The following is a 19,810-nucleotide window of genomic DNA, read 5'->3' as shown; positions in this document are numbered from 1 at the left end:
TCAGTCCTCCAGTGCGGCGAGGCCGGGAAGCGTCTTGCCCTCGAGGTATTCGAGGGACGCGCCGCCGCCGGTCGAGATGTGGCCGAATGCGTTCTCGTCGAAGCCCAGCTGGCGGACGGCCGCGGCGGAGTCGCCGCCGCCGACCACGGTGAAGGCCGGGGAGTCGACGAGCGCCTGGGCGACGGCCTTGGTGCCCTCGGCGTAGTCGGGGTGCTCGAAGACGCCCATGGGGCCGTTCCAGAAGACGGTGGCCGCGTCGGCGAGCTTCGATGCGTACAGCTTGCGCGTCTCGGGGCCGATGTCCAGGCCCTCCTCGGTGGCCGGGATGGCGTCCGCGGCGACCGTGGTGGGGTTGGCCGGGGCCTTCGTCTTCAGGTCCGGGAACTCGGCCGAGACGAGCACGTCGACGGGGAGCACGAACTCCACGCCGCGCTCCTTGGCACGCTTCAGGTACTCCTGGCAGGCCGGGATCTGGTCCTCCTGGAGCAGCGAGATGCCGACCTCGTACCCCTGGGCCTTGAGGAAGGTGTAGGCCATGCCGCCGCCGACGAGGATGCGGTCGGCCTTCTCCAGGAGGTGGTCGATCACGCCGAGCTTGTCGGAGACCTTGGCGCCGCCGAGGACGACGACGTAGGGCCGCTTGACGTCCTCGGTGAGCTTCTTCAGGACGCCGACCTCGGTGGCGATGAGGTGGCCGGCGGCGTGCGGGAGGCGGGCCGGGAGGTCGAAGACCGAGGCGTGCTTGCGGTGGACGGCGCCGAAGCCGTCGCCGACGTAGAGGTCGGCGAGGGCGGCGAGGCGGTCCGCGAAGGCGCCGCGCTCGGCGTCGTCCTTGGCGGTCTCCCCGGCGTTGAAGCGGAGGTTCTCGATGACGGCCACCTGGCCGTCGGCGAGGCCGGCGACGGTCGACGTGGCCGACTCGCCGACGGTGTCGGTCGCGAAGGCCACGTCGGCACCGAGCAGTTCGCCCAGGCGCCGGGCCGCGGGGGCGAGCGAGAACGCCGGGTCCGGGGCGCCCTTGGGGCGGCCCAGGTGCGAGGCGACCACGACGCGGGCGCCGGCGTCGGCGAGCGCCTTGACGGTGGGGACGACGGCGCGGATCCGGCCGTCGTCGGTGATGGTGGTGCCGTCGAGGGGCACGTTGAGGTCGGCGCGGACGAACACCCGCTTGCCGGATACGCCCTCGGCGAGCAGCTCGTCGATCGTCTTCATCTGTTCCTGACTCCTTGGTACACGCGATGGAGCACACGACACAGGGCTCGCGCAGTGCGTCATCGCACTGCCCGAGCCCTGCTTCACATCGAAAGCCCGCCCTGAAGCTTAGAGCTGGCCGCCGACGAAGACGGTGAGGTCGACGAGACGGTTGGAGTAACCCCACTCGTTGTCGTACCAGCCGAGGACCTTGACCGAGTTGCCCTCCTGGACCATCGTCAGCGACGAGTCGAAGGTGCAGGAAGCCGGGTCGCTGACGATGTCGGAGGAGACGATCTCGTCCTCGGTGTAGAACAGGATGCCCTTGAGCTCGCCGTCCGCCGCCTTCTTGAACGCGGCGTTGACCTCGTCCTTGGTGACGTCACGGGAGAGCTCGACGACCAGGTCGGTGACCGAGCCGGTCGGGACCGGCACGCGCATGGCCATGCCGTCGAGCTTGCCCTTGAGCTGCGGGAGGACCAGGGCGGTGGCCTTGGCGGCGCCCGTCGTGGTCGGGATGATGTTCTCGGCGGCGGCGCGGGCGCGGCGCAGGTCCTTGTGCGGGAAGTCCAGGATCCGCTGGTCGTTGGTGTACGCGTGGACCGTGGTCATGAGACCGCGGACGATGCCGAAGTTCTCGTCGAGGACCTTGGCCATCGGCGCGACGCAGTTGGTCGTGCAGGACGCGTTGGAGATGACGTCGTGCTGCGCCGGGTCGTACTTGTCCTGGTTGACGCCCATGACGATGGTGATGTCCTCGTCCTTGGCCGGAGCCGAGATGAGGACCTTCTTGGCGCCGCCCGCGAGGTGCTTGGCGGCGTCCTCGCGCTTGGTGAAGATGCCGGTGGACTCGATGACGATGTCGACGCCGAGCTCCCCCCAGGGGATGTCGGCGGGGTTGCGCTCGGACAGCACCTTGATGGTGTGGCCGTCGACGGTGATGGTGTCGGCGGTGTGGGTCACCTCGGCCTTGAGGCGGCCCAGGATGGTGTCGTACTTCAGCAGGTGCGCCGTGGTCGCGGTGTCACCCAGGTCGTTTACGGCCACGACCTCGATGTCGGCACCCTGCTCAAGGAGCGCGCGGAAGTAATTGCGACCGATACGGCCAAAGCCGTTGATGCCTACGCGGATCGTCACGAACCGATCTCCTCGTTAGGTACGCCGGGTTTCGACGCCCGGCGAGCTTCTCTATTTGGGATGTCCCCGACCGCTTACGACCCTACCTCTCCAGATGGCTCGGCGTGACATCGAGTACCCCCGTACACGCCCGGAAAGCACGGGAAAAAGGCCGACAACCCTTGTCTACCAACGGGTAAGGGACGCGTGGGGACCCTGATTTCGATTACGGAGAGTGAGCGAAATCGGCGCTCTCCTGAGCGGTCGATTCAGCGTCGGAGCGAACTCAGGGCCTTTCCGAGCAGAGCCGCCCGTTCCGTCGCATTCGGGACGTGCTCGAGTCCGAATCCGAGGAGGACGGTGTCACGGGTGGTGACCGCCGCGTGGGAGTGGAAGAGGGCCTCGGAGACGGTCCAGCGGGTGCTGTTCGCGGGACTGCCGGCCGGCGGTCCAGAGGCGGTCCAGGCGCCCGTGCCGTTCTCGAACCCCTCGGCTTCGGTCACGGCCCCGGCCGTGAGCCGGAGGTCGTCGACGAAGGCGCCCGTGCCGCCGCTGCCGGGATCGGAGACGTACGAGATCGCCAGCTCGACCCGCCGTCCGGCGTAGCCGCCGAGGTCGACGCTGGCCTGCCGCCAGCCGTTGGAGGGGCCGGTGAAGGAGTGCCACGCGCCGGTGGTGCCGGTGGCGGCGCAGCCGTCCTGGCCGACGGTGAGGTAGTGGGCGAGGAAGGGGTGCTGCCGGACGTAGTAGCCCTCGCCGCAGTCGGCGGGCGGCTCGGCCGAGGTGCCGCCGTTCGCGTCGGGCAGGGTGGTCCAGTCGTCCTGGCCCTCGGCGCGGGCCTCGACGATCAGGTGGTCGTAGCCGGGCTCGGTGTCATGGCTGACCTGGAAGGTCAGCGTCGGCCTGGCGGCGGCGGCCACGCCGGTGAGGTCCACGGTCCGGCCGAGCCGGGCCCAGGCGCCGTCGGTGTGGCGCAGGGCGGCGAAGCGGCTGCCCTCGTAGGGCTCGAAGGGGGTGCGGACGCCCGGGTAGCCGCCGGCGGCGGCGCTGCTCGCGAAGTGCGGGAAGCGGTCGGGGGTGAGGGTCTCGGAGGTGACGGTGAAGGTGCCCGCGTGGTCGAGCGGGTTGTCCGCGGCCGGGCCGAGGCCGCCGGCCGCGCCGCCGAGGCGACCGGTCCCGGCGAAGGACGGCGGGGCCTGGAGGCCGGCCCGTCGGTAGGCGCCGAGGTAGTACTGGGCGAAGTCGTCGGACTGGGCACGGCCGAGCCGGGCGGACCCGCCGGACTTCTCGCCCGCGTTGACCAGCTTGCCGCCCTCGTTCAGGTAGTCCCGGACGGCGAGCAGGGTGGCCCCGGACGGCTGCTCGGCGCCGGTGTACCAGACGACGGCCCCGAAGTGGCCGAGGACGCCGAGGGGGTGCGGGGCGCCCTGGGCGGCGACGTCCCAGACGGCGGCCCGGCGGCCGTTCGCGGCGAGCGCCCGCACGTAGGTGCCGGTGTGACGCGCGGCGGCGGTGCCGCCCTCGTCGGCGAGGACCAGGACGTCGGCGCGGGGCCGCTCGGCCACGGTGTACGTGAAGGGGGCGGACGCGGTCGCCCGGCCCTCGCGGGTGCGGGCGGTGTACCAGACCTCGACCCTGTCGCCGGGCCGCGCGCCCTCGACCTCGGCGCGGTACTCGTCGAAGTAGAGGTTGTCCTCGCCGCCGTAGGTCTCGCCGCCCTTCCAGGGCTCCAGGCCCGCGCGGTGGGTGCGGCCGCCGTTGATCCGGTAGTTCAGGGTCTTGCCGCGCAGCGAGGCACGGGCGGTGACGGAGACCTCCTGGGCGGCGCCCCGGGCCGCGTAGGAGGTGGTGAAGGTGTCCGGGGTGAAGTCGGGGGCGGGGGCGCCGACCGGGGAGACCGGCCGGTCCGGGTGGGCGGAGGACTCGGCGACGGCGAGCGCGAACGGGACGTTCTTCGCGAACTCGGCCTGGATCAGCTTCTCGTCGTCGGGGAAGGTGAAGACGGAGGCGCAGTCGGCCGGGTCCCAGGCGTCGTTGGGGTCGACCCGGGAGGCGGTGGCGCAGGTGGACATCTCGGGGGTGAACATCTGCATGCCGTTGACGTTGGCGGCGTGTCCGTCCGCCTCGCCGTTGGTGGTGTAGAGCTCGGAGGAGACCTGCGGCCGGTAGCCGGGGACCGCGGGGTTCTGCGGGGTGCCGGCGAGGGACTTCAGGGCCACGTCGTCGGGGGTGTCGGTGGCGACCTGCCAGCCGACCCCGTAGAGGATCAGCTGGGCGGCGGAGTGGTAGTTGATGCCGTACTGGAAGCCGATGCGCTTCTGGAAGGCGTCCAGGGCTCGGGTCTCGGGCTCGGACATGGGTCCGGGCCCGCGGTAGGTCTCGTCGGCCGGGTCGGGGGACGAGCCCTCGTCGTCGTGGCCCCACTTGTAGGCGAAGTTGCGGTTGAGGTCGACGCCGTCGCCGGGCCGGACCCGGCCGTCGCCGTCGTTGTCGCGGAGGTTCTTGCGCCACTGGCGGTTCGCGGGGTCCGCGTGAGTGAAGTCGTAGCCGTCGGGGTTGGCGGAAAGCACGAACCACAGCTCGGTGGTGTCGACGATCCTGGTGATCCGCGGGTCGCTGCCGTAGCCGTCGAGGTAGTGGTGGAGCAGCCGCCGGGTCATCTCGGGGGTGATCCACTCGCGGGCGTGCTGGTTCGACAGGTAGAGCGTGGCGGGCCTGCTGCCGTCCTTGGTCCTCCTCGCGTCCTTGCTGAGCTTGAGGGCGAGGATGTCCTGGCCCCTGACGGTCCTGCCGATGGAGACGACCTTGGTGAGCCCCGGGTGGGCGCGGGCGGTGTCCAGGATCTCCTGCTTGAGGCCGTTCTCGCCGCCGTACGGGCGGAAGACGCCGTCCCCGGCGCGGGCGACCCGCTTCTCGGCGGGTCCGGAGAGCGTGTGGACGGTGAGCTCGACGCCCTGCCGGCGCAGCGCTCCGGCCTGCTCGGCGGTGAGGTGGAGCTCCAGGGTGGCGGTGCCCCGGGCGGGCACCTGCTCGGTGAGCTCGTGGGCGTCGGTGCCGGCGTCGAGGAGGAGCGGCACCTGCTCCTTGGTGACCTTCGCGCGCCACACGGAGAGGTGTTCGAGGTCTTCGTCGGCCGGGCCGGGCTGTGCTCCGGCGACGGGTGCCGCCGCCAGAGCGGCGATCAGCAGTGAAGCCGCGGCGAGGACCGATCTCGCTCTGCGTCTCATGAGCCCCCCTTGCTGTTGTCTGCCACGGAAGTGGACGGACGCCAGGCTCGTGGGGGTTCGCGGGCGCGTCAAGGGTGCGTCCCGCGCGTCGGCGAAGATGCTGCCGATGCCTCAGAAAGGCACCGGCAGCGGTGAGTTGGGCCGACCAGGGGCTTCTGCGGTCGCGTCCGCCCGGGGCGCGGGGAGGGTCAGCCGACGAGGCTGTCGTCGAGCTCCTCCGTCAGGTTCGACTCGGTCCCGGGGATGCCCAGGTCCTGGGCCCGCTTGTCGGCCATGGCGAGCAGCCGGCGGATCCGGCCGGCCACCGCGTCCTTGGTGAGCGGCGGGTCGGCGAGGGCGCCCAGCTCCTCCAGGGACGCCTGCTTGTGCTCCATGCGCAGCCGGCCGGCGGCGGCGAGGTGCTCGGGGACCTCCTCGCCGAGGATCTCCAGGGCCCGCTGCACCCGGGCGCCCGCGGCGACCGCCGCCCGGGCCGAGCGGCGCAGGTTGGCGTCGTCGAAGTTGGCCAGGCGGTTGGCGGTGGCGCGGACCTCGCGGCGCATCCGCCGCTCCTCCCAGGCCAGCACCGACTCGTGCGCGCCGAGCCGGGTCAGCAGGGCGCCGATGGCGTCGCCGTCGCGGACGACGACCCGGTCCACGCCGCGGACCTCGCGGGCCTTCGCGGCGATGGAGAGCCGGCGGGCGGCGCCGACCAGGGCGAGCGCGGCCTCGGGCCCGGGGCAGGTGACCTCCAGGGAGGAGGAGCGGCCCGGCTCGGTCAGCGAGCCGTGCGCGAGGAAGGCGCCGCGCCAGGCCGCCTCGGCGTCACAGGTGGCCCCGGAGACCACCTGCGGGGGCAGGCCCCGGATGGGGCGGCCGCGGCCGTCCACGAGCCCGGTCTGGCGGGCCAGCTGGTCGCCGCCCGCGACCACCCGCACGACGAAGCGCGAGCCGCGGCGCAGCCCGCCGGGGGCCATCACGATCAGCTCCGAGCTGTGCCCGAAGATCTCCAGGACGTCCCGCTTGAGCCGGCGCGCCGCCATCGCGGTGTCCAGCTCCGCCTCGATCACGATCCGGCCGCTCACCAGGTGCAGCCCGCCCGCGAACCGCAGGATCGACGAGACCTCGGCCTTCCTGCAGCAGGTCCGGGTGACGGGGAGCCGGGAGATCTCGTCCTTCACCGCTGCCGTCATCGCCATGGGCCGATCCTTCCATGCATCCGAAAAATACGGTCGTACGCGGCGGCCAACAGCTCCGGATCGTGCTTCGGAGCGCCGTCGGGCCGGGCCACCGGCGCCAGCTCGACCGCGGCGCCGAGCCGCTTGGCGGCTTCGGCGAGGGGTTCTCTCGCTGACGCGTCGGGCACGGCGGCCTCGTCGGCCAGCACCACGTCCAGGGCGAGTTTAGGGGCGTGTCGTGCCAAAACCTCCAAATGACGCTGCGGGGAGAAGCCCTCGGTTTCTCCGGGCTGCGGCGCGAGGTTCAGTGAGAGCACCCGGCGGGCCTTCGTCTCCACGAGGGCGTCGAGGAGCTCGGGCACCAGCAGGTGCGGGATGACGGAGGAGAACCAGGAGCCCGGACCGAGCACCACCCAGTCCGCGTCGAGGACGGCGGCGACCGCCTCGGGCACGGCCGGCGGGTCGTGCGGCACCAGGTGCACGGACTGCACCTCGCCGGGGGTGAGCGCCACGGTGGCCTGGCCGCGGACGGTGTCCACGTCGTCCGGTCGGGCCGGGTCGTGGCCCTTGACCAGGGCCTGGAGCTCCAGCGGCACGGCGGACATGGGCAGCACCCGGCCGTGCGCGCCGAGCAGCTTGCCGACCAGGTCCAGGGCCTGCACGGGGTCGCCGCCGAGCTGCTCCCACAGCGCGACGATCAGCAGGTTGCCGACCGCGTGGCCGTGCATCTCGCCCCGGGACTGGAAGCGGTGCTGGATCACCCTGGCCCAGGTCTGGCCCCAGTCGTCGTCGCCGCAGAGCGCGGCGAGGGCCTTGCGGAGGTCTCCGGGGGGCAGCACGCCGAGCTCCTCGCGGAGCCGGCCGCTGGAGCCCCCGTCGTCGGCGACGGTGACCACGGCGGTCAGGTCGCCGGTGATGCGGCGCAGGGCGGCGAGGGAGGCCGACAGGCCCATGCCGCCGCCCAGCGCGACGACCTTGGGCTGGGCGCCGCGCCTGCGGAGCGTACGCCGCACTGAGAGGGTGGACGTGCGCCGGCGGTACGGCTTCACTCGCGCCCCATGTCACGGTGGACGACGACGGTCTCCACGCCCTCGGAGGCGAGCCGGGCGGCCAGCTTCTCGGCGGTGGCCACGGAGCGGTGCTTGCCGCCGGTGCAGCCGACGGCGATGGTCACGTACCGCTTGCCCTCGCGGCGGTAGCCGGCGGCGATCAGCTGGAGCAGCTCGGTGTAGCGGTCCAGGAACTCCTTGGCACCGGGCTGGTTGTAGACGTAGGCGGCGACCTCCTCGTTGAGGCCGGTGAAGGGGCGCAGCTCGGGGACCCAGTGCGGGTTGGGCAGGAAGCGCATGTCGACGACGAGGTCGGCGTCGACCGGCAGGCCGTACTTGAAGCCGAAGGACATCACGGTGGCGCGGAGCTCGGGCTCCTCGTCGCCGGCGAACTGGGCGTCCATCTTGGCGCGCAGTTCGTGCACGTTGAGGCTGGAGGTGTCGATCACCAGGTCGGCGTCGCCGCGCAGCTCGCGCAGCAGGTCGCGCTCGGCGGCGATGCCGTCGACGATGCGGCCGTCGCCCTGGAGGGGGTGGGGCCGGCGGACCGACTCGAAGCGCCGGACCAGGGCCTCGTCGGAGGACTCCAGGAAGACGATCCGGCGGGTGACCTGCTTGGCGTCGAGGTCGGCGAGGGAGTCCTTGAGGTTGTCGAAGAACTGCCGGCCGCGGACGTCGACGACGACCGCGATCCGGGCGACGTTGCCCTGGGAGCGGGCGCCGAGCTCCACCATGGTGGGGATGAGCGCGGGCGGCAGGTTGTCGACGACGAACCAGCCGAGGTCCTCCAGACACTTCGCGGCGGTGGACCGGCCGGCGCCGGACATGCCGGAGATGATCACCAGCTCGGGGATGGGCGCGTCGCCGTTGGTGTCGGCGACGGGTTCGGTGGTGCCCGTGTCCATGTCCGGTGCTCCGTCTTCGTGCTCGTGGTGCTGTTCGTGCGTGGTCATGCCGTCGTGCCCCCGTCGTCTTCCATGATCTCTCCTGTTGCCGTGTTCACGGCGGGCGCGGCCGGGGCCGCCTGGGCGAGGGCCACCGCCACGGCCTCCGCCGTCTTGCGGCCCATGCCGGGTACCTCGCAGATCTGCTCGATTGTCGCCTGCCGGAGCCGTTTGACCGAGCCGAAATGCTTGATGAGAGCCTGTTTGCGGGTCGCGCCCAGGCCGGGGACGTCGTCCAGGGGGCTCGTACGGATGCGCTTGCTCCGCTTGGACCGCTGGTAACGGATGGCGAAGTCGTGAGCCGTGTCACGCACCCGCTGGAGGAGGTAGAGGCCCTCGCTGGAGCGGGGCAGCACCACGGGGTCGTCCTCGCCGGGCAGCCACACCTCCTCCAGGCGCTTGGCCAGGCCGCAGACGGCGATGTCGTCGATGCCGAGCTCGTCCAGGGCGCGGCGCGCGGCGGCGACCTGGGGCTGTCCGCCGTCGACGACGACGAGCTGGGGCGGGTAGGCGAAGCGCTTGGGGCGGCCCTCCTCGTCCCGGCCCTCGGGGCCGGTGTCCGCCGGCACCTCACCGTCCCCGTCCACCCACTCGCCCGTCTTCTCCTTCTCGGCGAGGTAGCGCCGGAAGCGCCGGCTGATCACCTCGTGCATGGACCGGACGTCGTCCTGCCCTTCGCCGTGCCAGATCTGCGTGTCTCCGACACGACCCTTGATCTGGAAGCGGCGGTACTCGCTCTTGCGGGGCAGGCCGTCCTCGAAGACGACCATGGAGGCGACGACGTCCTCGCCCTGGAGGTGCGAGATGTCGAAGCACTCGATCCGCAGCGGCGCCGAGTCCAGGTCCAGGGCCTCGGCGATCTCCTCCAGGGCCCGGGAGCGGGTGGTCAGGTCGCTGGCCCGCTTGGTCTTGTGCAGCACGAGGGACTGCTGCGCGTTGCGCGCGACGGTCTCCATCAGGGCCTTCTTGTCGCCGCGCTGGGGGATCCGCAGGGAGACCTGGGAGCCCCGGCGGCCGGAGAGCCACTGGGTGACCGCGGTGGCGTCCTCGGGCAGGGCGGGGACGAGGACCTCCTTGGGCACCGCGTCGCCGCTCTCCTCGCCGTACAGCTGCTGGAGCGCGTGCTCGACGAGGCCCGCGGAGTCGACGGCCTCGACCTTGTCGGTGACCCAGCCGCGCTGGCCGCGGACGCGTCCGCCGCGGACGTGGAAGATCTGCACGGCGGCCTCCAGCTCGTCCTCGGCGAGGGCGATCAGGTCGGCGTCGGTGGCGTCGGCGAGGACCACCGCGTTCTTCTCCATGGCCTTGCGCAGGGCCCCTATGTCGTCGCGCAGCCGGGCGGCCTTCTCGTACTCCATGTCCTCGGCCGCGAGCGTCATCTGCTTCTCCAGGCGACGGAGGTACGTGCCGGTGCGGCCGGCCATGAAGTCACAGAACTCGTCGGCCAGTTCGCGGTGCTCCTCGGGGTCGATCCGGCCGACGCAGGGCGCCGAGCACTTGCCGATGTAGCCGAGGAGGCAGGGGCGGCCGGCGGAGGCGGCGTTGCGGAACACCCCGGCGGAGCAGGTGCGGACCGGGAACACCCGCAGCATCAGGTCGACGGTCTCGCGGATCGCCCACGCGTGCGCGTACGGGCCGAAATACCGCACGCCCTTCTTCTTGTGGCCGCGCATGACCTGGACGCGGGGGAACTCCTCGTTCAGCGTGACCGCGAGGTACGGGTAGCTCTTGTCGTCCCGGTACTTGACGTTGAACCGGGGGTCGAACTCCTTGATCCAGGAGTACTCCAGCTGCAGCGCCTCGACCTCGGTCGACACGACGGTCCACTCCACGGAGGCGGCCGTGGTCACCATCGTCGCCGTGCGCGGGTGGAGGCTCGCCAGCGGCTGGAAGTAGTTGGCCAGGCGCTGGCGCAGGGACTTCGCCTTCCCGACGTAGATCACCCGGCGGTGCTCGTCACGGAATTTGTAGACCCCCGGCGAGTCGGGGATCTGTCCCGGCCTGGGGCGGTAGCTGGAGGGGTCGGCCATGGTCCCCACCCTACTGGCGGCCACCGACACTCAGGCCGGGCGCAGGGGCGGGACGCACGGGCCGGGAGCGGGCCGCGGGAGGTGCCCGCACGGCCCGGTCCCGGCCCCTTCGGCGGTCAGGGCGTCGTCGCCTCCCGGGACCCGCCGCCCCGGCGGCGCCGTACGGCCCCGGCCGCGCCCAGGGCGAGGGCGAGGAGGGCCCCCGCGCCCGCCGCGGCGGAGGCGGTGGTGACGGCCGGGCCGGCGGCGTCGCCCCGCGGGGCGGGGGCCGCGGCCGCGTAACCGCCGGCCGCGCCCTTCCTCGCGTACGCGGAGCCCGGCAGCTTGTCTCCGTAGGCACGGGCGACCCGGTCCCGGTACGCGGCCAGGGTGGTGCCGTTCGCGCCGACGGCCCGCACCGCGTCCTCGTCCAGCGGCAGCACCTTCGCGCCCTTGTGCACGTACCAGGCGTCGATCTGCGGCTCCCGGAAGACGGTCCCGCCCGGCAGCACCCGCCGGCCCTGTTCGGTGTGGCGCAGCTCGTCGTCGCCGGTGGCGATGTTCACCACCCGCCAGGCGCCGTCCGGGCCGCGCACGGTCCACAGCGAGGCGGTCCGGCCGTCGGCGGCGACCGCCCTGCTGGCGTGGAACCCGACGCGGGCCACCGGCGCCCCCGGCTTCCCGGCGACGAAGTCCGGGGAGAGGATCGCCACCGGCACGGAAGCGCCCTCGACCCGGGGCCGCCCGGCCGCGGCACGGGCGGCCGGGTCCGCGTCCCGGGCGAAGAAGCGGGCGACCGTGTCGAGGGTCTGCGGCGCGGCGGCCGCCTGCTCGGGCGTCGGTGCCGGGGGCGGCGTCGGCAGCGCCCCGGCCGCGTCGGCCGGGACCGTTCCGAGGGCCACGAGGGCGGCGGCGGTCAGCAGTCCGGTCACGGCGCCGGAGCCGACGGCGCGGGCGGATATCCGTGCGCTCATCGTCGTCACGCCCCGATCCGGTAGAGCGAGTGGGTCCAGGAGAACTGGTCGTTGTTCACGTACCAGGCGTGCGAGGCCCAGTTGTAGCGGTCGCTCGACGGCCAGGGGTCGCCCCAGTACACCCAGCTGCCCGCGTCGTCGTACCCGTAGATCACGTGCATGTGCCCGCCGCCGCCCGACCACTGGATGCGGGTCTCCACCGGCCGGTCGGCGTTGATCTCGGCCTGCACGGTCGAGTAGCGCAGCCAGCCGTCCACGTACGAGCCGGGGCTGATGCCCGCCCACCTCAGGCCGTTCTGGACGTTGCCGAGGGTGGCCTGCCAGTTGGGGCAGTCGTAGCCCTGCTGCCGGTTGAAGGCGGCGTTGCAGAACTGGTTCTGGGTGTGGTTGCGCCCGTACCAGGTGGCGATGGTGTTGCCGCCGGCCGCCCAGCACCAGTTGGTCTTCTGCTGCGCCTGCATGGTGATGTTCAGGCGCTTGTACGCCAGGGTGGAGACGTCCTCGCCGGACGGCGCGGCGGTCGCCGGCGCGGCGGGGACGAGGAACAGGGTGGCGGCGGCCGCGGCGAGTGCCGCGAGGACCGGCCTTCTTCTGCGCATCGCGTTCCTCCCGATGGGGGGATGTGGGGAGTTGGAGGAGAGGAGCGCGTCCGGACGCTGGTCTGGAGCATCGGGCGTTGTCCGGATCCGGTCAACACGCTTCAATGCGGGGTGACGGCGCGCTGTGAACGGTGTGACCCGGATGTGAACGGCCGTCCCCGGTCCACCTGCCCGCCCGCCGGGGTGGCAGCCTGCTCCCCCTCCCCCACCGTGAACGTTCACTGAGGAGTCCTCGTGGGCCACACCGAGGCCGATCTGGCGCAACTGCTGCACACGGGCCCGTTCCACCTCGCGCTGCGCACGGCGCTCGCGGTGCGCGGCCTGCCGCTCCAGCGGGTCCAGCACCACCTGGCGCACCGGGGCGTGAAGGTCGGTGTGACGTCCCTGAGCTACTGGCAGCAGGGCGCCCGCCGGCCGCAGCGGCCCGAGTCGATGAAGGCGGTGCGGGCCCTCGAGGAGGTGCTCCAGCTGCCGGGGAACTCGCTGATCCGGCTGCTGGCCGAGGACTCCGCCGGCCGCGCCGACGCCGACCGCCCGGCGACCCGCTCCTACCGCTCGCTCATCGAGGCATCGGGGGTCGTGGAGCGGCTGCTCGCCGAGCTGGAGTGTCCGACGGACGGCGGGCTGCACACGGTCGGCCACCACGAGCGGGTGCGGATCGGGGCGGGGCGCGAGCTGCTCGGGCGGGACTCCCAGCAGGTGGTACGGGCGCACCGGGACGGGGTGGACCGCTATCTGGCGATCCACCGGGGCGATCCGGGCTGCGATCCGGACCGGGTGGAGGTGCGGGCGACGGAGAACTGCCGCACGGGACGGGTGCGGCGGCACGCCGGGACGGGGGTGCTGGTCGCCGAGCTGCTCTTCGACACCCGGCTGCGGGCCGGGGACACCTACGTCTTCTCGTACGGCTTCGAGGACGGTACGGGCGGCCCGGGCCGGGAGTACGTGCGCGGGTTCAGCTTCGCGGGCGGGCAGTACGTGCTCCAGGTCCGCTTCGACGAGGCGGCGCTGCCGGTGCGCTGCCGGCGCTTCGCGCAGGCGTCGACGGGGGCGCCGCGCGGCGGGCGGGCCGAGCTGACGCTCTCCGGCCGGCACCGCGCGGTGCACATGGTGGAGCAGGGGGTGCGCCCGGGGATCCTCGGGATCGAGTGGGACTGGGCGTAGGGCCCGTCTCCCCGGCGGGGGGGAGCCGTGATTCCGGCGGTGGGGCCCGCCTCCCCCGCGGCGGGGCCGGTCGCTCAGGCGGTGGGGCCGGCGATCAGCCTGCCGTTCTCGACACGGACGGGGACCTCGGGGAGCGGGACGGTGGCCGGGCCCTGGAGGGCCTTGCCGGTGGTCACGTCGAAGCGGCTGCCGTGACAGGGGCAGTTGCCCTCGTTGTCCTCGATCTTGTCGAGGACGCAGCCGGCGTGGGTGCACTGGGCGCTGAACGCCTTGTACTGGCCCTGGGCCGGGCAGTGCACCAGGAGCCGCTGCTCGCGGTAGAGCTTGGCGCCGCCGACGGGGATCTCGTCGGGCGCGCCGAGGGCGACCGGTGCGGTGGGGGTGGGGTTCTCCGCGTGGCCCAGCTTGGACTCGGTGGAGCAGGCGGCGACGCCCAGCCCGGCGGCCCCGGCGAGGGCGGCGCCTTTCAGCACGGTGCGGCGGGTGGACTGGCCGGACATGAGCGCTCCACGGAAGGATCGGGACGAGGGGAACGATTCGACGATACCGGCGGGCTCCGGCCCGGCCGCGCGGGGGCCTCCTTCGACCTCCTTCGACCTCCTTCGGACGGGTGTGACGGAGCCGGCGCGACCGCTCTCGTGAACGACGTGTCGTGACCGCGCTGTCGTGACCGAGGGCCCATGGGTTACGTTCCGGTGCGTGATCGTCGTCGCCGGTGAGTCCCTGATCGACCTGGTCCCCGAAGGGGCGCCGGGTCCCCTGGCCCCGCTGCTGCCCCGGCCCGGCGGCGGCCCGTACAACACGGCGGTGGCCCTGGGGCGGATGGGCGCGGACGTCGCCTTCTGCTCGCGGATCTCGACGGACGCCTTCGGGGAGGCGCTGGTCGGGGGGCTGCGGGCGGCGGGGGTGGCGACGGACCTGGTCCAGCGCGGGCCCGAGCCGACGACCCTGGCGGTGGCGTCGGTGGGTCCGGACGGTTCCGCGCGCTACGGCTTCTACGTGGAGGGCACGGCGGACCGGCTGTTCGCGCTGCCGGAGCGGCTGCCCGAGGGGGTGCGGGCGGTGGCCTTCGGGACCTGTTCGCTCGCGCTCGAGCCCGGGGCGAGCGCGTACGAGGCGCTGTTGCGGCGTTCCGCCGGGGAGGGGGCCCTGACGCTGCTCGACCCGAACGTCCGGCCCGGCCTGCTCCCGGACCCGGTGGCGTACCGCGAGCGGTTCGCGGGCTGGCTGCCGTACGTCTCGCTGCTGAAGCTGTCGGAGGAGGACGCGGCCTGGCTCGGCGGCTCCCCGGCCGCGTGGCTGGAGCGGGGTCCGGCGGCGGTGGTCCTCACCCGGGGCGCCGGGGGGCTGACCGTCTTCACACCCGGACACGAGGTGTCCGTCCCGGGGCTGCCGGTGCGGGTGGTCGACACGATCGGCGCGGGCGACACCGTGAACGCGGCGCTGCTGCACGGGCTCGCGGGGCGTCCGCCCGCCTCCCTCGGCCCGGCGGACTGGCGGGAGCTGCTGTCCTTCGCGGCGCGGGCGGCGGCGGTGACCTGTACGCGGGCGGGTGCGGAACCTCCGTACGCGCACGAGCTGGGCGACGCGTGAGGGGCGCCCCCGTGCGGGGGCGCCCCTCGATGCGCCGGTCGGTCGGTGACCGTCAGGCCTTTCGGGCCCGGGCGGTCGTCTTGGCGGCGGTCTTCTTGGCGGGCGCGGCCTTCTTGGCGACGGCCTTGCCGGCCGTCGTGCCGGCGGTCGCCTTCTTGGCGGGTGCCTTCTTGGCGGGTGCCTTCTTGGCGCTCCGCGCGGCCGGGACGGTCGCCGGGGCGTCGCTGACGCGGTCGCCCAGGATCTCGCGGAGGAACTTGCCGGTGTGGCTGGCCGGGACCGAGGCCACCTCCTCGGGCGTGCCCTCGGCGACGACCACGCCGCCGCCGCTGCCGCCCTCGGGCCCCATGTCGATGATCCAGTCCGCGGTCTTGATGACGTCCAGGTTGTGCTCGATGACGATCACCGAGTTGCCCTTGTCGACCAGGCCGGACAGGACCTTGATCAGCTTCGAGATGTCCTCGAAGTGGAGACCCGTGGTCGGCTCGTCCAGGACGTAGACCGTGCGGCCCGTGGAACGCTTCTGGAGCTCGGAGGCGAGCTTGACGCGCTGGGCCTCGCCGCCGGAGAGGGTCGGCGCGGACTGGCCGAGGCGGACGTAGCCCAGACCGACCTCGGTGAGGGTGCGCAGGTGGCGGGAGATGGTCGGGACGGCCTCGAAGAAGTCCAGGGCCTCCTCGATCGGCATGTCGAGGACCTCGGCGATGGACTTGCCCTTGTAGTGGACCTCCAGGGTCTCCCGGTTGTACCGGGCGCCGTGGCAGACCTCGCACGGGACGTAGACGTCCGGGAGGAAGTTCATCTCGATCTTGATGGTGCCGTCGCCGGAGCAGTTCTCGCAGCGGCCGCCCTTGACGTTGAAGGAGAAGCGGCCGGGCAGGTAGCCCCGGACCTTCGCCTCCATCGTCTCGGCGAACAGCTTGCGGACGTGGTCGAAGACGCCGGTGTAGGTCGCCGGGTTGGACCGCGGGGTGCGGCCGATGGGCGACTGGTCGACGTGCACGACCTTGTCGACGAGGTCGTCGCCGTCCACCCGGGTGTGGCGTCCGGGCACCGACTTGGCGCCGTTCAGCTCGCGCGCCAGGTGGGTGTAGAGGATGTCGTTGACCAGGGTCGACTTCCCCGAGCCGGAGACGCCGGTGACGGCGGTGAGGACGCCCAGCGGGAAGGAGACGTCGATGTCCCGCAGGTTGTTCTCCCGGGCACCGTGCACGGTGAGGCGGCGCGACGGGTCCACGGGGCGCCGGATCTCCGGGGTGGGGATGGCCTTGCGGCCGGACAGGTACTGCCCGGTCATCGACTCCGTGTTGGCGAGGAGCTCCTTCAGCGGCCCGGAGTGGACGACCTTGCCGCCGTGCTCGCCGGCGCCGGGGCCGATGTCGACGACCCAGTCGGCGACCTTGATGGTGTCCTCGTCGTGCTCGACGACGATGAGCGTGTTGCCCATGTCACGCAGGCGCACCAGGGTCTCGATGAGCCGGTGGTTGTCGCGCTGGTGGAGGCCGATGGACGGCTCGTCGAGCACGTAGAGCACGCCGACCAGGCCGGAGCCGATCTGCGTGGCCAGCCGGATGCGCTGGGCCTCGCCGCCGGACAGGGTGCCGGCGGCCCGGTTCAGGGAGAGGTAGTCGAGGCCGACGTCGACGAGGAAGCGCAGCCGCTCGTTGACCTCCTTGAGGACCCGCTCGGCGATCTTCTTGTCGCGGGCGGAGAGGGTGAGCCGGCCCAGGAACTCGGCGCAGTCGCTGATCGACATGGCGGACACCTCGGCGATGGACTTGTCCATCACCGTGACCGCGAGCACGATCGGCTTCAGACGCGTGCCCTCGCAGGTCGGGCAGGGCACCTCGCGCATGTAGCCCTCGAAGCGCTCACGGCTGGAGTCGCTCTCGGCCTCGCTGTGCCGCCGCTTCACGAAGGACACGGCACCCTCGAAGGCCGGGGTGGTGTAGGCGCGCTCGCGTCCGTAGCGGTTGCGGTAGCGCACCTCGACCTGGGTCCTGTGCCCGTACATCAGGGCCTTCTTGGCGCGCTGCGGCAGCCCGGCGTACGGGATGTCGGTGCGGAAGCCCAGGGCCTGGGCGAGGCCGCCGATCAGCCGGCCGAAGTACTCCTTGGTGTGGCCGTGCGACCACGGGTGGATGGCGCCCTCGTCGAGGGACTTCTCCTCGTCGGGGACGACGAGCTCCGGGTCGACCTCCATGCGCGTGCCGATGCCGGTGCAGTCGGGGCAGGCGCCGAAGGGCGAGTTGAAGGAGAAGGAGCGCGGCTCCAGCTCCTCGAAGGACAGGTCGTCGTACGGGCAGTAGAGGTGCTCCGAGTACATCCGCTCGCGCTCGGGGTCGTCCTCGGCGAGGTCGACGAAGTCGAGGACGACCATGCCGCCGGAGAGTCCGAGGGCGGTCTCGACGGAGTCGGTGAGCCGTCGCTTGGCGCTGTCCTTGACCGTGAGGCGGTCGATGACCACCTCGATGGTGTGCTTCTCCTGCTTCTTCAGGGTCGGCGGCTCGCTGAGCTGGATCGTCTTCCCGTCGACCCGGGCGCGGCTGTAGCCCTTGGTCTGGAGGTCGGCGAACAGGTCGACGAACTCGCCCTTGCGCTCGCGCACCAGCGGCGAGAGGACCTGGAAGCGGCTGCCCTCGGGCAGCTCCAGGACCTTGTCGACGATGGCCTGCGGCGACTGGCGGGAGATCGGTCGGCGGCACTCGGGACAGTGCGGCTTGCCGATGCGGGCGAAGAGCAGCCGGAGGTAGTCGTAGACCTCGGTGATCGTGCCGACCGTGGAGCGCGGGTTGCGCGAGGTCGACTTCTGGTCGATGGAGACGGCGGGCGACAGACCTTCGATGAAGTCGACGTCCGGCTTGTCCATCTGGCCGAGGAACTGACGGGCGTAGGAGGAGAGCGACTCGACGTACCGGCGCTGCCCCTCGGCGAAGATCGTGTCGAACGCGAGGGAGGACTTGCCCGACCCGGAGAGCCCGGTGAAGACGATGAGGGAGTCACGGGGGAGATCGAGCGAGACGTTCTTGAGGTTGTGCTCGCGAGCGCCACGGACGATGAGACGGTCGGCCACGCCGGTCCGCACCTTTCTTGAGAGAGCGGATGTGCCTGAACATCCAACAACCAAGGATGCCGGATGCTTCCTCCGAGCGTATAGCACGCACATTCGATTTCCGGACGCCCGCCGCCCGCTTCACCCGAACGAGTGGCCTCCTCGGGACTCCCGCGCAGGTCGGAGGCCCCTCCGGCCTGGCCGGACCGGCCCCGCACCCCCTAGGGTCGGCGCCATGATCGACCATGTGCGTGACATCGCCTCCGTGCGCGAGGCGACCGACCGGCTCATCGAAACCGTCTCCTCCTGGGACAACGCGGCACTGGCCGAGCCGTCACGGCTCCCGGGCTGGACCCGCGGCCATGTGCTGGCCCACCTCTCCCGCAACGCCGACGCCCTCGTGAACGTGCTCCGGGGCGTGCCGATGTACAAGGACGCCGAGAGCCGCGACGCCGACATCGAGCGGGACGCCGGCCGCCCGATCGCGGAGCAGCTGGCCGACCTGCGGGTCACCGCCGACCGCTTCGAGGAGGTGTGCCGCGAGCCCGCCGACTGGGACCGGACCGTGGAGCTGCGCAACGGCGTCACCGACCGGGCCGCCCGGGTGCCCTTCCGCCGCTGGGTCGAGGTGGCCCTGCACCACGTCGACCTGGACGCCGGGTACGAGCTCGAGGACCTTCCCGAGGAGTTCACCGCCCGGGAGATCGAGTTCCTCGCCGACCGCTGGTCCGGCCGCCCGGAGGTGCCGCCGGTGACCCTGCGCCTCGGGCACGGCGGTGACCACCCCGGCTGGCGCACCGGCGGCACCGAGGGCGAGCCGGTCGTCCTGGAGGGCACCGCGGCCGAGCTGCTCGGCTGGCTGGCCGGCCGCGGCGACAAGGGCGCCCGCCTCACCGTGGTCTCCGGTGGCGGACTCCCCGAACTCCCGCCGCTGTGACCGCGCCCGGCCGCCCCGTCGTCGGTGCCCGACGCTAGTCTGAGGCCATGACGTACAGCGGAGCGGTGAAGGTCGGCGGGCCCGCCGACGTGCACGAGCTGAGCGACCTGATGATCTCCAAGGTCGCCGTCGGCCCGATGGACAACAACGCGTATCTGCTGCGCTGCCGGGCGACCGGCGAGCAGCTGCTGATCGACGCGGCCGCCGAGCCCCACACGCTGCTCACGCTGATCGGTGACGACGGCATCGCGTCCGTCGTCACCACCCACCGGCACGGCGACCACTGGCAGGCCCTGGCCGAGGTGGTCGCCGCCACCGGCGCGCGCACGTACGCGGGGGCGTACGACGCCGAGGGCATCCCGGTCGGGACCGACGAGCTGGTGGAGGACGGCGACGTCATCCGGGTCGGCCGGGTGGAACTCACCGCCCGCCACATGGTGGGACACACCCCCGGCTCGATCGTGCTGGTCTACGACGACCCCCACGGGCACCCGCACGTCTTCACCGGCGACTGCCTCTTCCCCGGCGGCGTCGGCAACACCCGGAACGACCCCGATGCCTTCGCGAGCCTGCTCCACGACGTGCAGACCAAGCTCTTCGACGTGCTGCCGGACGAGACCTGGATCTATCCGGGCCACGGCCGGGACACCACGCTCGGTGACGAGCGCCCGCACCTGACGGAGTGGCGCGAGCGCGGCTGGTGATCCCCGGGCGCCCCCGCACGCCCCCGTAACCGGGACGGCGGCCGGGTAGTTGGCGCGACATGCACCAGCACCAGTCCCAGCGTCCCGGTCACCC

15 protein-coding genes are annotated in these 19,810 nt (G+C 72.5%); 4 read left to right on the top strand and 11 right to left on the bottom strand.

Annotated elements, in window-relative coordinates:
- The 9 genes from ABD954_RS26190 to ABD954_RS26150 form a co-directional block, all read right to left on the bottom strand.
- Window positions 1–1,212 (bottom strand): phosphoglycerate kinase, encoded by a 1,212-nt coding sequence (locus tag ABD954_RS26190; RefSeq protein ID WP_345489509.1) that lies wholly within the window; start codon window positions 1,210–1,212, stop codon window positions 1–3.
- Window positions 1,213–1,320: 108 nt separating this feature from the next.
- Window positions 1,321–2,328 (bottom strand): type I glyceraldehyde-3-phosphate dehydrogenase, encoded by a 1,008-nt coding sequence (gene gap / locus ABD954_RS26185; RefSeq protein ID WP_345489507.1) that lies wholly within the window; start codon window positions 2,326–2,328, stop codon window positions 1,321–1,323.
- 248 nt (window positions 2,329–2,576) lie between these two features.
- A complete protein-coding gene (locus ABD954_RS26180; RefSeq protein ID WP_345489505.1) occupies window positions 2,577–5,534 on the bottom strand; it encodes a M14 family metallopeptidase in 2,958 nt (985 codons plus the stop codon).
- 188 nt (window positions 5,535–5,722) lie between these two features.
- Window positions 5,723–6,712, bottom strand: coding sequence for a DNA-binding protein WhiA (gene whiA, locus ABD954_RS26175; RefSeq protein WP_121830017.1), 990 nt, complete (start codon window positions 6,710–6,712; stop codon window positions 5,723–5,725).
- Window positions 6,703–7,740: a gluconeogenesis factor YvcK family protein gene (locus tag ABD954_RS26170; RefSeq protein WP_345489502.1), complete on the bottom strand. Its 1,038-nt coding sequence runs from the start codon at window positions 7,738–7,740 to the stop codon at window positions 6,703–6,705. Before ABD954_RS26170 ends, whiA begins: the two co-directional genes overlap by 10 nt.
- Window positions 7,737–8,693 (bottom strand): RNase adapter RapZ, encoded by a 957-nt coding sequence (gene rapZ / locus ABD954_RS26165; RefSeq protein WP_382745675.1) that lies wholly within the window; start codon window positions 8,691–8,693, stop codon window positions 7,737–7,739. Before rapZ ends, ABD954_RS26170 begins: the two co-directional genes overlap by 4 nt.
- Window positions 8,690–10,714 carry an excinuclease ABC subunit UvrC gene (gene uvrC / locus ABD954_RS26160; RefSeq protein WP_345489500.1) on the bottom strand — a complete coding sequence of 675 codons (2,025 nt, stop codon included), beginning with the start codon at window positions 10,712–10,714 and terminating at the stop codon, window positions 8,690–8,692. The genes rapZ and uvrC overlap by 4 nt, the downstream gene beginning before the upstream one ends.
- Before the next feature lie 116 nt (window positions 10,715–10,830).
- Entirely contained in the window at window positions 10,831–11,667 is an 837-nt protein-coding gene (locus ABD954_RS26155; RefSeq protein WP_382745677.1) for a hypothetical protein, read from the bottom strand.
- A gap of 5 nt (window positions 11,668–11,672) precedes the next feature.
- Entirely contained in the window at window positions 11,673–12,266 is a 594-nt protein-coding gene (locus ABD954_RS26150; RefSeq protein ID WP_345489496.1) for a papain-like cysteine protease family protein, read from the bottom strand.
- A gap of 234 nt (window positions 12,267–12,500) precedes the next feature.
- Between ABD954_RS26150 and ABD954_RS26145 the strand changes: the two genes are divergently transcribed.
- On the top strand, window positions 12,501–13,430 hold the full coding sequence (locus ABD954_RS26145; protein WP_345489494.1) for a hypothetical protein: 930 nt from the start codon (window positions 12,501–12,503) through the stop codon (window positions 13,428–13,430).
- A 74-nt stretch (window positions 13,431–13,504) separates the two neighbouring features.
- Here the strand turns inward: ABD954_RS26145 and ABD954_RS26140 are convergent, their stop codons facing one another.
- A complete protein-coding gene (locus tag ABD954_RS26140) occupies window positions 13,505–13,930 on the bottom strand; it encodes a Rieske (2Fe-2S) protein (RefSeq protein ID WP_345489492.1) in 426 nt (141 codons plus the stop codon).
- Window positions 13,931–14,129: 199 nt separating this feature from the next.
- On the opposite strand from ABD954_RS26140, the gene ABD954_RS26135 reads away from it, so the two are divergent.
- Window positions 14,130–15,023, top strand: coding sequence for a carbohydrate kinase family protein (locus tag ABD954_RS26135; protein ID WP_345489490.1), 894 nt, complete (start codon window positions 14,130–14,132; stop codon window positions 15,021–15,023).
- A gap of 52 nt (window positions 15,024–15,075) precedes the next feature.
- Here the strand turns inward: ABD954_RS26135 and uvrA are convergent, their stop codons facing one another.
- A complete protein-coding gene (gene uvrA / locus ABD954_RS26130; RefSeq protein WP_345489488.1) occupies window positions 15,076–18,096 on the bottom strand; it encodes an excinuclease ABC subunit UvrA in 3,021 nt (1,006 codons plus the stop codon).
- Between the two features lie 214 nt (window positions 18,097–18,310).
- Between uvrA and ABD954_RS26125 the strand changes: the two genes are divergently transcribed.
- Window positions 18,311–19,012 (top strand): maleylpyruvate isomerase family mycothiol-dependent enzyme, encoded by a 702-nt coding sequence (locus ABD954_RS26125; protein WP_345489487.1) that lies wholly within the window; start codon window positions 18,311–18,313, stop codon window positions 19,010–19,012.
- A gap of 47 nt (window positions 19,013–19,059) precedes the next feature.
- Window positions 19,060–19,716, top strand: a complete 657-nt coding sequence (locus tag ABD954_RS26120; RefSeq protein ID WP_345489486.1) for an MBL fold metallo-hydrolase — start codon at window positions 19,060–19,062, stop codon at window positions 19,714–19,716.
- The last annotated feature ends 94 nt before the right edge of the window (window positions 19,717–19,810 follow it).

Source organism: Streptomyces roseoviridis (assembly GCF_039535235.1).
GTDB lineage: Bacteria > Actinomycetota > Actinomycetes > Streptomycetales > Streptomycetaceae > Streptomyces > Streptomyces roseoviridis.
This window is presented reverse-complemented; position numbering and strand designations above follow the sequence as displayed.

Bases quoted from the DNA above. Each gene is read 5' to 3' on its own strand.
- ABD954_RS26190 (WP_345489509.1), bottom strand. From the start codon at position 1,212: ATGAAGACGATCGACGAGCTGCTCGCCGAGGGCGTATCCGGCAAGCGG.
- ABD954_RS26180 (WP_345489505.1), bottom strand. From the start codon at position 5,534: ATGAGACGCAGAGCGAGATCGGTCCTCGCCGCGGCTTCACTGCTGATC.
- whiA (WP_121830017.1), bottom strand. From the start codon at position 6,712: ATGGCGATGACGGCAGCGGTGAAGGACGAGATCTCCCGGCTCCCCGTC.
- rapZ (WP_382745675.1), bottom strand. From the start codon at position 8,693: ATGACCACGCACGAACAGCACCACGAGCACGAAGACGGAGCACCGGAC.
- uvrC (WP_345489500.1), bottom strand. From the start codon at position 10,714: ATGGCCGACCCCTCCAGCTACCGCCCCAGGCCGGGACAGATCCCCGAC.
- ABD954_RS26155 (WP_382745677.1), bottom strand. From the start codon at position 11,667: ATGAGCGCACGGATATCCGCCCGCGCCGTCGGCTCCGGCGCCGTGACC.
- ABD954_RS26150 (WP_345489496.1), bottom strand. From the start codon at position 12,266: ATGCGCAGAAGAAGGCCGGTCCTCGCGGCACTCGCCGCGGCCGCCGCC.
- ABD954_RS26140 (WP_345489492.1), bottom strand. From the start codon at position 13,930: ATGTCCGGCCAGTCCACCCGCCGCACCGTGCTGAAAGGCGCCGCCCTC.
- ABD954_RS26125 (WP_345489487.1), top strand. From the start codon at position 18,311: ATGATCGACCATGTGCGTGACATCGCCTCCGTGCGCGAGGCGACCGAC.
- ABD954_RS26120 (WP_345489486.1), top strand. From the start codon at position 19,060: ATGACGTACAGCGGAGCGGTGAAGGTCGGCGGGCCCGCCGACGTGCAC.